This is a genomic window from Streptococcus sp. DD10 (genome assembly GCF_001578805.1).
Taxonomy (GTDB): domain Bacteria; phylum Bacillota; class Bacilli; order Lactobacillales; family Streptococcaceae; genus Streptococcus.
This window is the reverse complement of record NZ_KQ969163.1, coordinates 41,317-52,128: the sequence shown is the minus strand read 5'-3', so window position 1 is coordinate 52,128 and position 10,812 is coordinate 41,317. Positions and strand designations below refer to the sequence as shown.

General features: G+C 39.4%; 9 protein-coding genes and 1 pseudogene. 2 read left to right on the top strand and 8 right to left on the bottom strand.

Annotated features, from left to right (window positions below):
• Window positions 1–24: 24 nt before the first annotated feature.
• Complete coding sequence (locus tag STRDD10_RS08105; RefSeq protein ID WP_067194874.1) at window positions 25–1,170, top strand: low temperature requirement protein A; 1,146 nt, start codon at window positions 25–27, stop codon at window positions 1,168–1,170.
• A 277-nt stretch (window positions 1,171–1,447) separates the two neighbouring features.
• On the opposite strand, the gene STRDD10_RS08100 is transcribed toward STRDD10_RS08105, so the two are convergent.
• Genes STRDD10_RS08100 through STRDD10_RS08090 form a run of 3 tightly spaced genes read right to left on the bottom strand, consistent with a single transcriptional unit; the run spans window position 1,448 to window position 4,314 of the window.
• Complete coding sequence (locus STRDD10_RS08100) at window positions 1,448–2,212, bottom strand: carboxymuconolactone decarboxylase family protein (RefSeq protein ID WP_067194871.1); 765 nt, start codon at window positions 2,210–2,212, stop codon at window positions 1,448–1,450.
• A 50-nt stretch (window positions 2,213–2,262) separates the two neighbouring features.
• Window positions 2,263–3,450 (bottom strand): multidrug effflux MFS transporter, encoded by a 1,188-nt coding sequence (locus STRDD10_RS08095; RefSeq protein WP_067194868.1) that lies wholly within the window; start codon window positions 3,448–3,450, stop codon window positions 2,263–2,265.
• An 18-nt stretch (window positions 3,451–3,468) separates the two neighbouring features.
• The gene (locus STRDD10_RS08090) at window positions 3,469–4,314 is read right to left on the bottom strand and encodes an aldo/keto reductase (RefSeq protein ID WP_067194865.1); all 846 of its coding nucleotides are present in this window, start codon (window positions 4,312–4,314) and stop codon (window positions 3,469–3,471) included.
• A 115-nt stretch (window positions 4,315–4,429) separates the two neighbouring features.
• Between STRDD10_RS08090 and STRDD10_RS08085 the strand changes: the two genes are divergently transcribed.
• On the top strand, window positions 4,430–5,272 hold the full coding sequence (locus tag STRDD10_RS08085) for a LysR family transcriptional regulator (RefSeq protein ID WP_067194863.1): 843 nt from the start codon (window positions 4,430–4,432) through the stop codon (window positions 5,270–5,272).
• Window positions 5,273–5,620: 348 nt separating this feature from the next.
• Here the strand turns inward: STRDD10_RS08085 and STRDD10_RS08080 are convergent, their stop codons facing one another.
• The 5 genes and pseudogenes from STRDD10_RS08080 to STRDD10_RS08060 all read right to left on the bottom strand — a co-directional run.
• Window positions 5,621–6,910 (bottom strand): DUF6161 domain-containing protein, encoded by a 1,290-nt coding sequence (locus tag STRDD10_RS08080; RefSeq protein WP_067194860.1) that lies wholly within the window; start codon window positions 6,908–6,910, stop codon window positions 5,621–5,623.
• 17 nt (window positions 6,911–6,927) lie between these two features.
• Window positions 6,928–7,776 carry an NgoPII family restriction endonuclease gene (locus STRDD10_RS08075; RefSeq protein WP_067194858.1) on the bottom strand — a complete coding sequence of 283 codons (849 nt, stop codon included), beginning with the start codon at window positions 7,774–7,776 and terminating at the stop codon, window positions 6,928–6,930.
• A 1-nt stretch (window position 7,777) separates the two neighbouring features.
• Window positions 7,778–9,061 (bottom strand): DNA cytosine methyltransferase, encoded by a 1,284-nt coding sequence (locus STRDD10_RS08070; RefSeq protein WP_067194856.1) that lies wholly within the window; start codon window positions 9,059–9,061, stop codon window positions 7,778–7,780.
• Between the two features lie 419 nt (window positions 9,062–9,480).
• Window positions 9,481–9,972, bottom strand: coding sequence for a hypothetical protein (locus tag STRDD10_RS08065; protein ID WP_067194854.1), 492 nt, complete (start codon window positions 9,970–9,972; stop codon window positions 9,481–9,483).
• Between the two features lie 460 nt (window positions 9,973–10,432).
• Window positions 10,433–10,812: pseudogene (locus STRDD10_RS08060) on the bottom strand (hypothetical protein); the annotation flags it as partial.

Here is a 10,812-nt window from a genome sequence, read left to right as displayed (position 1 = left end):
TATTAAACTCTAGAAAGGACCATTATGTCGTCACTTATCAAGCATAAACGAGTGGAGTTCAGTGAACTCTTTTACGACCTCGTTTTTGTCTATGCTATTTCTAAAACAACAGCCCTCATCCACCATCTCCATCACGGAGTGCTGGGGTGGGAGTCCATCCTGTCTTTTCTTATCACCCTCATCATCCTGATCAATAGCTGGATGATCCAGACCGTTTTTACCAATCGTTATGGGAAAAACTCCCTCTTTAACATGGTCACCATGTTTATCAATATGGCTATGCTGCTCCTGATTTCAAATATGATCACAGCAGACTGGCAAGGTTATTTCTACCCTTTTAGCTGGACAGTCGGAACCCTCTCCTTCACCCTCTTTTTCCAATACTTGGTAGAATACCTTCGTAAAAGCAATCCTCAAGAAGACCGCCCCATTCTCAAACGCTTCCTCTGGATCACGGGACTTCGATTTGCCAGTGTGTATCTAGCGGCGCTCCTTCCCCTCGCTATGGCCTTTCCCGTCTTTCTGATTGGGATTTTGGGAACCTTTCTCCTGCCCCTGACGCTGAACCAGACCCCCAACGCCTTTCGCGTCAACTTCCCCCATCTGATCGAGCGGATTTCGCTCCTTGTGATCATTACCTTTGGGGAGATGGTCATGGGACTTGCGAATTTCTTCACGCCTGAGACCTTCTCTCTTAGCTCCGTCCTCTACTTTATCCTCATGATTCTGCTCTTTCTCTTTTACTTTGGGCAGTTTGACCATGCCATTGACGAGAGTCTGGATACTGGCGGTGTCTTTCTCATCTATAGCCACTATCCGATCTTTATCGGTCTTATCCTCATCACCGTTTCCATGAGTTTCCTTCAGGATCCCAGTGCCAACGCTCTCTTTGCCACCACTTCCTTTTATCTGGGAATTGGACTAGTTCAGCTGGCAACTCTGGCCAATGGTCGCTACAACAAGGACTACCTTCGCTACCCTACCAGCTTTTACGCCCTTCAACTGACGATTCTACTCGCCAGTTATATCTTGTCCTTATTGCTAGCTTCGAACACCACTCTTGTCATCGTCATCGCTACGATCGCAACTTTGCTAGCAGAGTCTCACTCTATCCATTTTTACATGACCCAAGTCAAAAAACATGCTCATCCCAACTGGGATCTGTTTTAAGAATGGCTCTGTTTCCATTTACTGACGCAGGAAATCGCAAAATCTTATCCTAAACCTTCACAAAAAGTCCCCCATCATCAGATATCAGATGATGGGGGACTTTTTTAACAGGTTTTGTGGGAAACAAAGCTAATACTCTTCGAAAATCTCTTCAAACCACGTCAGCTTCCATCCACAACCTCAAAGCAGTGCTTTGAGCAGCCTGCGGCTAGCTTCCTAGTTTGCTGATGATTTTCATTGAGTATAACACGAATTGCTGTACAATTTGTCTCGCTTCCTACTCCTGTGCTTTCAGGTAATCTTCCTCGGACACCGGCTCCTGCCAAGTTGTTGCGGTCGCTTCACCAGGAATTTCAAAGGCTAGATGAGAAAACCACTGGTCTTTGCTGGCCCCATGCCAATGTTTGGTATTTGCAGGAACGGTAACGGTATCCCCAGGGAGCAGTTTGAGGGCTGGCTTGCCCCATTCTTGGTAATACCCCTCGCCACCGACACAAATGAGCAACTGCCCGCCACCTGCTTTAGCCTTATGCGTATGCCAATGATTGCGACACCCAGGCTCAAAGGTCACATTAAAAACAGGGAAGGCCCCCTCTGCAATTGGCTCCAAGTAAGACTGGCCACTGAAGTAATCTGCAAAAGCTGTATTTTTCTCACCGATGGGAAAGAAAAGTGTCGCTTGATAGGCCTCTTTATCGCTGGCTTTGCCTTCTGCTTCTTCGACAGGCCAAATCTTTTTGGCCAGATTGAAAACCGCCCAGGCTTTAGGCCACCCTGCATAAAAGGCCGTATGGGTAATAATCGCCGCTATTTCCTTTTGGCTAACCCCCTCTTTTTTGGCATTTTCCAAATGGTGCACCATGGCACTATCCGTAATTCCCTGAGCCATCAGGGCGACAACCGTGATGATCGCCCGTGTTTTTAATGGAATCGTCCGATCATTCCAATTTTCACCAAAGAGAACATCATCATTGAAATGAGCAAAGTTGGGAGCAAAATCCCTTAAGAGGTCTCGTCCTGCCGTTTGTTTTATAGGTGTCATATCTTATTTCCTTTCATTACTTGCAATCAAATCGACTTAGCTCGACCAAATCAGACACTCTTTTTGATTTGTGGGACATTTTTGGCTAGCAAGGTCGTCAAGAAGGCGAGGGCAACAGAGACCAAGATGATGGTCACCATAGCGCCAGGGTGGCCATTTGTCGCTGCAAAGCTTGCCAAAAGTGCTGACGAGAGAATTCCACTCCCGTATTGGAGGGAACCGAGCAAGGCCGAAGCGGAGCCCGTCATCTCGTCAGAGACAAAGGCCAGAGCCGCCGCATTGCTACAGGCAGCGATAATCCCATTCATGCTAAAGACGAAAAAGACAGGGATGGCCAAGGTCCAAATACTCGACCCATTGCCCAGATTGAGGCTCCACAAGGCCAGACTAGCTAAGAGAGCGATGACACTAGCGCAACGCAACAAGAACCTCAGTGAAAAACGCTCCACCAAACGTCGGTTAAAGAGATTGAGCCCGACAATCCCTAAGACATTGACCCCGAACAAAAAGCCGTAATCCTGTTCAGGCACATGGAAATAGGTGATGTAAACCGTGGAAGAACCTGTGATAAAGGCATAGGCGCCCACATAGTAAAAGGTCACACAGAGCGTGTAGAGCATAAAAGAGCGATTGGTCAAGAGTTGCCCGTAGTTGCTAAATGACCTTAGCAGGCTTATGTGGCCTCTTTTTTCTTTTGGTAAGGTCTCAGGCAAACGGTAAACCCCATAGAGCATGAGGGTCCCAGCCAGCGCCATAAAGTAAAAAATCACATGCCAACTCGTAAAACTAACGATAAAGCCACCGATAAAGGGACCTAGGATAGGGGCTACTGCTGCGATAATCATGAGGGTCGATAGCACTTGGGCCGCTTCTCGACTGTCAAACAGGTCGCGACTCATGGCCCGACTTAACATCGGCCCCACGCAGGCTCCAAAAGCTTGAAAGACCCGCCAGATGATGACCTGGGTCATATCCGTCGACAGCGCACAACCCAAAGACCCCAGAATAAAGATTACAAGACCTAGATACAGAGGGATTTTCCGCCCGATCCGGTCACTGATAGGCCCCCAGACCAACTGGGCTAGGGCAAAGCCTACCAAAAAACTGGTCACCGTCAACTCCACTTGTCCACCCAGTTCTTTTTCCATAGTAGGCATAGCGGGCAAATAAACATCCGTCGACAGTGAGGTGAAGGCCATGAGTAGGCCAGAAATGATGAGAAAAGATTTGTTTTTCATGGTTCTCCTTTTACCTGTTTACTTATCGGCTAGGTTCATAAAGAACTCCGCCGTCTCAGGGTCTTGATGGTCAAAGAAAAGCGATTTTTCCTGATCCAGATCCGCAATAGCCTGCATGTCTTCCTCGGTTAATGCAAAATCAAAGATATCAAAGTTTTCCTGCATGCGTTCTTTACGGACTGACTTGGGAATCAGGACCACGTCATTTTGCAACAAGAAACGCAAGGCGACTTGGGCGACTGACTTGCCGTATTTGTCCCCAATCGCTTTCAAGACTGGGGTGTTAAAGAAGTCATTGCGCCCTTCGGCAAAAGGTCCCCAAGACTCGATCTGGCAATGGTATTTGTCCAAATAGCTTTTGGCTAGCTTTTGTTGTTGGAAGACATGGGTTTCGATTTGGTTGACGGCAGGTTTGATATCTACAAAGTGCTGTAGATCAATGAAACGGTCTGGGGAAAAGTTGGAAACCCCGATCGCTCTTACTTTCCCAGCCCTGTAGGCTTCTTCCATGGCTCTGTAGCTGCCATAGTAATCGCCAAAGGGTTGGTGGATAAGCAAAAGGTCGATATAGTCGGTTTGCAATTTGCGCAAGGATGCTGCGATCGAGGCCTTGGCTTTCTCATAGCCCGCGTTGGTGATCCAGATCTTGGTTGTGATGAAAAATTCTTCACGTGGCAAACCAGAATCTTGAATGGCCTGACCGACACCTGCTTCATTGCCATAGGCTTGGGCCGTATCAAAGGAGCGATAGCCGACTTCGATGGCTTCAAGAACAGCCTGCTTGGTTTCATCCACAGGGGTTTGGAAAACACCAAAACCAAGTTGAGGCATTTTGACCTGATTATTTAAGGTTTTGTAGAACATATTTGACATCTCCTTTGATCTCTTGATGTTTCTAGTTTACAACGAGAGTCTCATATTGTACACTAGTAATACAGGAAGCTAGTTTTCATAAAATGAAAACTAAAAGGAGAAGAACATGCTAAACTTAGAAGAACTGGAGCAACTGGTTGCCTTTAAAGAATTAGGCACCCTATCCAAAGTTGCAGAGAAATTCCATATCTCAACCCCTTCCCTTTCTCGTGCCATGCAACAGGTAGAAGAAGATTTTGGTGTGACGCTTTTTGACCGTACGGCCAACCGCATTGCACTAAATGAAACAGGAGAAGTCGCAGTCAACGTCGCTCGTCGAATCTTGCAAACCAGCCAACAGGGCATCAAGGAAGTGCGCCAATTTGAGCTGGGTCTCAAGACCATCCGTGTCGCTTCTGTCGCTCCAGCCCCACTCTGGGAATTGCTTCCTCAGTTGAGCGCTTCGTTTCCCCACAAGCACCTCCACCAACAGATTGGAAAAGAAACAGAGGTCTTGGCTAGCCTGGAAAATGATACGGTTGATTTGGCCATTCTCCCCTTTCCCTATGAGAAAGAGGGAGCCTACTCCCTGCCCTACTTGACCGAAAATCTGTTTATCACCGTCACAAAAGACCATGCCCTAGCTGACTATGACCAGGTGACCTTTCAGGACCTCAATGGCTACAATTTCCTCCTCATGAATCAGATCGGTTTTTGGGACGACTTGGTGCATGAAGAGATGCCGGCTTCCAAATTTCTGGTCCAAACCAACCGCTTCGAATTCGAAGAATTGGTTCAGCATTCCAACCTCCCACGCTTTACCACCGATTACAGCCGAAAGAGGCATCAGATCAGAGATAACCGCAAGGTGATTCCCATCAGTGACCCGCAAGCTCAGGTCACCTATTACCTCGTTACTTCCAATCCTCAGCTCCGTCTACAAGACCTCTTGCCGTCCGTTGAATCGTAAAAAACTCCATTCAAAGACGGAGAACCCCATCAGTTCTTCTCAAGAAGATAGCTAGCTGATTTGCAAAATCCTCCTCCCCCTATGTTTTTTGACCATCCACCTTGTACTATTTTTTTTACTTTCTTAATCATCCTGACCTCTTTTCCCCTCTAATAGTGATTCCCAATAGATGCAAAAAAGCCCTCATTAGAAATACGCTCTGAACTGACCCCAAAAGTTAGATTTTTTCAGTCTAACTTTTGGGGTGTAGTTCAAATACGCTCCCTAAAGGAAGTATGACATCCAGCAGTTTAAGAAAATCTGAGTTCAGGCACCTTATAGAAGCATAAAAACGGTAAGTTACCGTTTTTATTTTATATTCTTTGATAAAATAGCTAAAATTGTATCGCTATCATTTGAGGTATCTGTTTTTACTAGTCCTGTTTCAACTCTACTAAATAATGAGTTAATAATTATTAGTCGCTCGTCTTTATCGATGTCGGTTCCAGCATAAGTTAGAGATTGATAAAATCTCGTCAAAGCTGCTTTTTGTCTGTATTCAGTAGCCAAATGATGATTTGACATCACAATCTTTATCAATACTCTAACAATGTAGATAAAAAATGAAATGACCGAAATAAGTATAAATGACTCAGATATGAATGGAATCTCTTTTTTGATAACATTTAAAGAATAATCGTGTATCACGAGGACTAATATTACTGAAGTAGAGATTAAAGCTAAGACGGCGCCAATAAGGAAGTATGTCCATTTTGTAGCTCGCTTTTGATGTTCTATAGCACGCTCATTCCAAAGTTGCTCTGGATCCTCTAGAGAAAGCTTATTTTTATATGTTTCTTCTAAATCTTTAAGCTTATTTTGCTTTTCTTTTTGCCAGTCGTTGAGAGATTTTTGAAATTCAGCAAACTCAGAAACTTTTTCATCGAATTGTTCCTGAATTTTATTATGTTTATCTTCTGTGAATGACGTAATTTCTCTATACTGTTCATCGGAGTCGTCTGAAATATCTTTCAACTTGCTAGCTAGAGGAGCTACTATATTTGTTTCAAAATCAGAGACAGTCTCTTTAATATTTGAAAAGTTTTTTCTAAGTAGATATAATGCTGGATAAAATTTATACTCATAAGGGTTGGAAAAATGACTGCCAATAGAACTTGTATTTTTAGAAAGATATATATAATTTTTGATAGCTTCATCAAGATTATCTTGAGATTGTTGAATATAGAAAGAAACAAAGCTTTTTATTTTACGAATTTCTGAATCTTTATCAACAGGAGAACTTATTGATAATATGTAAACCATCTTGTCTCGTTCTCTTGATTCTCGATTGCTTGATAAATTATAGTAAAGTTGGTCATTTATTTTCTCGATATTTAATTCTTCAAGCTCGAGGATATATTTTCTTATTGAATTAAACTTATCGCTCAAATTTTTCCAATTTGACATAAAATTATTGGAAGCTATGTTATAAATTGAACTCCAATAAGTAAGGTTACTTTTTATAATTTTTTCAAGCTCATCGAATGTAAAAACCTCTTCATATTCGTGAAAATCAATTATAAAATCGCTTGAAATAGTGAATCTAAAGAGAATTTTATCATTTAGAAAATTTGATACTTGCTTTTTCGTAAAACTCATTATTTACCTCAATAGAGTTAAAAGTGAAAATTAATTTTCTTACAATCAATAAGTTGTGCAGGATTATTTGGATTTTTAACTTTTACATCAAGAATTGATAGATTGCATGTATTATTAGCTAAAGATAGTAGCTCATCTTTATTGTTAAAGTTATCAAAATGCTGTGATGATACTAATGCAAATAAGTTAAAATCAGCCTCTTCTACTGGGGTATAAATATATTTAAAAACAGTAAAAGGATTATCAAGTAGCCACATACCACGAATACGAAGACTTGTTATCCCTAATGGGTCAATCTTATTTACTCGCCCAAGTTCTTGAGTTGGTGAAAAATTAACGTTTGGAATGCTTGATATGCCGTATTTTATTTTTTCAAAAATATCTTGATAGACTGTCTTATCAGCACAATAAACAGAGGCGTCAATCAATGCTAACTCTCTGAGCTGTCTATCCTTTACAAAACCGATTGAATAAATAAAATCTTTCTCACTCCATTCTTCTGCTTCACGAGCAGCTTGTTTTAATCGAGAATCATCAACGTAAAGTTTAGATTTAGGACTTGAGCTATTAAGTTGAAGTTGAGAATTACGACTTTCGATTTTCTTGGTTTCAATGGCCGCTCCGCCTTTCAACATGGCATCAGGTGGATTAGAATCATTACCCAGATATGAAAAAACTTGATTTACTTTCAGTATTCGGGCTGATTCGTCGTCTTCTAAAATCGTGTCGGCAAAGCTATCGACAATATATTTTTCAAGAGCATCTCCCATTGAATTAGCTCGATTAGACCCTATATAAATTTCTTGAAGATTGGAGTTATGACTCTTTATAATGTTAATAACTGCTGTTAAAATATTCGCTTCCATATTATTTTCCTTTAACAATTTCCTTATATATAAAGTCTGATATAGGTTGAATAATAGCTTTTGCCAATAATACAGGGACTGCATTTCCAATTTGCTTATAAATTTTATCAATTCGTCCATTTTCTTTAAGTTTCATATTTCCGCCATCCGAAAACTCAAACCAATCTGGAAATGTTTGAATTCTAGCGATTTCTTTTATAGAAAGTCTCCTATTTATATCGCCATTAAAAATCCATTTATTTTTTTCAATTTTTGTCATAGGTTCACCATCTGGGTGTTGAGGAGCTTGGCGACCAGATGCCTGAATAGTAAAAGATTGCTCAGACCAACTCTTTTTTCTATTTCGACTCATGTAGATTGTTGAGTATTCACCTTGAAAATATGGTCCTGGATTATTTTTAAGGTCCCCAATAGCCTGCTCTAGTGTTACGAAAGGTAGTTTTTCTTCGAGTAAGTCAATTTCATTAGGATTACTGTGAGTAGCCTCTGGTAGTTGATAATGAAAACCATATTTTTGTTCGATTTTTTCTTTATGAACGCCAATTAAAAAAACTCGCTCACGCAACTGAGGAATCCCATAATCTCTAGCATTTACTAAATGAGGAGTGACAGTATAACCAGCCGCTGCAAAATCAGCTACAATTTGATTTAATACTTCACCACGACCCAAAGTCATCATTCCCTTAACATTTTCTGCTACAAAAAATTCAGGTTGAGTTTGAATGAGTGCACGAATAAAATGTATATATAAAAAATTTCTGGGGTCATCTATAAGTCGTGGTCCAGCTTCTGAGAATCCAGGGCAAGGAAAGCCCCCAATCATAATTTGGCATTCTGGAAAATGAGAAACCTTTCGGATGTCTTTTTCATGCTGAGTGACATGTTTAGGAAAGTTTAATTTGTAAGTCATATTAGCTTCTTTAAACATATCGTTTGTATATATCGTGTGAAAAATACTTTCTGAACGATATTTATTAAATATCTCTTTTCCAGAATTGAAATATTCTAAAGCTTTTTTATCACCAATAACGCTACTCAACCCAGCCAATTCAAGTCCTAAATCAAGTCCTCCAGCACCACTGAATAATGAAACTACATTAAATTTATTTTCTCTGCTGTCAATATTCAACAACAAACTTATATCTTTTTCATCTTCGGGTACAGATAGCTCTTCTTCTGAAATTTTTTGAAGAAGTATCTCTTTAACCTCATCATTTGATAAATTGCGTGTTTCTGGTTTGAATTTTCCTCGTGAGCGATTTGCTTGCTTTATTTTTTCTCTCATTTATTACAATCCTATTCCTATCAATAATTAACTTCCATTATACCATATAAAGCTAATGAGCAGAAGATTTAAATTCATTACCCGATATCCTAGTTAGCTTGTCTTTTGGAAAGATGGTAAGTGTTTTGATTATCACGAATCAACGTAATTATAGCTTGTAACTATTATTTAAACATTACTTTTTTTCCTGATATTGATTGATAATTTTCTTCACATTTTTCTCCTTGCTTTACTATTATATCAGGGTGGTTCTATTTTAGAAGAAAAATCAGAATAACTGTAAAGTAAAAACACTTGACACAAAAATAATATGGGAGTATAATTAGTTGAGTCGTAGGTTGTAAGCGATTACTTCCTGCGAAGCAAAATAAAAAACAGTCCCATAAATTTGTTGTGGTTTGGAACTGTTTTATTCTGTTTTAACGTTTCTTTCTAGGAGTCTTTCGTCTCCGTTTACGAGAAACGTTTGTCTTCCGCTTCTTATTTTTTGATGAAGCGGATTTTTTATTTTGAGCATTCCTAAAATCACCTTGCCTTCGTTTAATTGGTTGTGATGTCTTATTAGTATCTTGTTTTTTAAGAAGTTTAACATCTTCGTGTTGAATCTGTCTAGGCTCATCATGAATTATTTTTGTCTTTTGTTTCTCGATTGTAGTTGATAGAAATTCCTTTCCAAATATGCGGATGCACCGTTGTTTTTTGTTATGAATATTTTTGACTTTAGGAGAGTCTTTTTTAGTTGACAAATTATTATCAGGTGTTCTTTCTTTTATGGCTTTTATAGCTTGATTACACAATGAAATAAGTCCATCTAGGGTCGCTTTCAGAAAAATCGCTATAGTTCCTGAATATTCGTTAGTGTTTTTAAAAACACTAATAACTTGCTTTAAAAATCTTAAAAACATATCCATTGGTCTATCCTCCTTTTTATATAAAGCCAGAGTGAAATAATTGAATTATTTGTTGCATCGAAAGCATAAGCCTCCTTTCATTTATTTTCAAAATCCTGACTATACAAGTATTAGTTCAGTCAGGTTAGTATGATGTTTCCATTTAGTTTGAAGGAGTTGTCTTTGTAGACAAGAAGAGAACCTATTTTTAATAATTACATAATACCATAAACACAGTAAGCTTGCAAGCGCTTACAAATATATTTGAATATTTTTTTATTCAGATTTTTCTTAGATTTATTGCAATAAATAATATTTCATATCGTTTATTCACTCAACAATCTTCAATGAGCAACTTAATCCTATTCTTGTCAGTAAAATTTCGTCCTTCAAGATATTTTCTATATTATCTTTTCTATTTACGATACCTTGACGACCACTTCTTTAGATGTCATGAAATAATAAGCATTAGTTAGAGTATTTATTTCAAATTCTCTACATCTACATCATAAATTTCGACAATAACATCAGAATCAGACTCTCGTTTGAAATGTTCTGCTAAGTCAGTAAAGAAGTTATTATCCGTTTCAATCTCCAAAATATCAATCAAGGCTTTGGCGGTATCTGTTAGGTGGAAAGCACTGTATTCAAACGTTATTCTTTCGTCAGATTCGGTAGTGAAGGTTAGAACAAGGTTATCATTTTGGAAACCAGCCATCTCGTCTTTTTCGACAGTAATTTCATGTCTTCCACCACCAGAAATTAAACCATACTCTTTCAGTCTTGAAATATCATTTCCAGATACCTTATATTTTGTAAATAAATCAATAAAATCTCCGTGAGAAATCAAGTAGTAATCTA

What these genes read in the sequence shown, in the direction of transcription:
- STRDD10_RS08080 (WP_067194860.1), bottom strand. Translation starts at nt 6,910, where the DNA reads ATGAGTTTTACGAAAAAGCAAGTATCAAATTTTCTAAATGATAAAATT.
- STRDD10_RS08105 (WP_067194874.1), top strand. Translation starts at nt 25, where the DNA reads ATGTCGTCACTTATCAAGCATAAACGAGTGGAGTTCAGTGAACTCTTT.
- STRDD10_RS08100 (WP_067194871.1), bottom strand. Translation starts at nt 2,212, where the DNA reads ATGACACCTATAAAACAAACGGCAGGACGAGACCTCTTAAGGGATTTT.
- STRDD10_RS08075 (WP_067194858.1), bottom strand. Translation starts at nt 7,776, where the DNA reads ATGGAAGCGAATATTTTAACAGCAGTTATTAACATTATAAAGAGTCAT.
- STRDD10_RS08085 (WP_067194863.1), top strand. Translation starts at nt 4,430, where the DNA reads ATGCTAAACTTAGAAGAACTGGAGCAACTGGTTGCCTTTAAAGAATTA.
- STRDD10_RS08065 (WP_067194854.1), bottom strand. Translation starts at nt 9,972, where the DNA reads ATGGATATGTTTTTAAGATTTTTAAAGCAAGTTATTAGTGTTTTTAAA.
- STRDD10_RS08090 (WP_067194865.1), bottom strand. Translation starts at nt 4,314, where the DNA reads ATGTTCTACAAAACCTTAAATAATCAGGTCAAAATGCCTCAACTTGGT.
- STRDD10_RS08095 (WP_067194868.1), bottom strand. Translation starts at nt 3,450, where the DNA reads ATGAAAAACAAATCTTTTCTCATCATTTCTGGCCTACTCATGGCCTTC.
- STRDD10_RS08070 (WP_067194856.1), bottom strand. Translation starts at nt 9,061, where the DNA reads ATGAGAGAAAAAATAAAGCAAGCAAATCGCTCACGAGGAAAATTCAAA.